Source organism: Paenibacillus sp. J22R160, assembly GCF_059692135.1.
The window spans coordinates 1-1017 of record NZ_JCAUAU010000047.1; the positions used below are offsets into that span (position 1 = coordinate 1).

Annotated in this window: 2 rRNA genes; both read left to right on the forward strand. The window is 47.0% G+C overall.

Annotated elements, in window-relative coordinates:
- A 16S ribosomal RNA gene (locus AC58UW_RS33300) occupies positions 1-92 on the forward strand; the annotation flags it as partial.
- A gap of 419 nt (positions 93-511) precedes the next feature.
- Positions 512-1017: ribosomal RNA gene (locus AC58UW_RS33305) — 23S ribosomal RNA — on the forward strand; the annotation flags it as partial.

Consider the following 1017-nt stretch of genomic DNA (forward strand, 5'->3'; position numbering starts at 1 on the left):
AAGGGAGCCAGCCGCCGAAGGTGGGGTAGATGATTGGGGTGAAGTCGTAACAAGGTAGCCGTATCGGAAGGTGCGGCTGGATCACCTCCTTTCTATGGAGACTCGGGTCTGAAACGACCCAGTCAAGTATCTTCGGATACACAATCGCTTACTCACTCGTGTTCAGTTTTGAAAGGTTAATCCTTTCAGGCAAGTTCGTTGAAATAACGGGAAAAACTCCAGTTAATTTGCTGTTTGGTAGATTGAAAGTGAGTTTAACAGGAAAAACTGGCGTTAATTTGGTGTGATTTGCTTCTAACAAGGCAGATGAGGCCGAATAACGGTAGAAACTCCAGTTAAATAGCAGATTTAATCGAAAGACATTGAAATTAGCGGTAGAAAATCCTGCTAAGTAGGCAATCTTGTTGGCAATGCTTGTTCCTTGAAAACTAGATAACGAAATGAAACGTAAAGTAAGAACTTAGGTCGTGTAACCTTCGGGTTATACAACAATCTTTAAATGTAATTTCTAGGTTAAGCTAGAAAGAGCACACGGAGGATGCCTAGGCACTAGGAGCCGAAGAAGGACGTGGCGAACGACGAAATGCCTCGGGGAGCCGTAAGCAGGCTTTGATCCGGGGATGTCCGAATGGGGGAACCCAGCTGTGGTAATGCGCAGTTACTCTAAAGTGAATACATAGCTTTAGCAGAGGCATACCCAGGGAACTGAAACATCTAAGTACCTGGAGGAAAAGAAAACAAAAGTGATTCCGTCAGTAGCGGCGAGCGAAAGCGGAATAGCCCAAACCAAGGAGCTTGCTCCTTGGGGTTGTAGGACCTCGATATGGGGTTAGTTCGGTAGGCGAAGTGATCTGGAAAGGTCCGGCATAGAAGGTAAAAGCCCTGTAGCCCAAATCGAACGAATCTCCTAGAGGTATCCTGAGTACGGCGGGTCACGTGAAACCCCGTCGGAATCCGGCAGGACCATCTGCCAAGGCTAAATACTCCCTAGTGACCGATAGTGAAGCAGTACCGTGA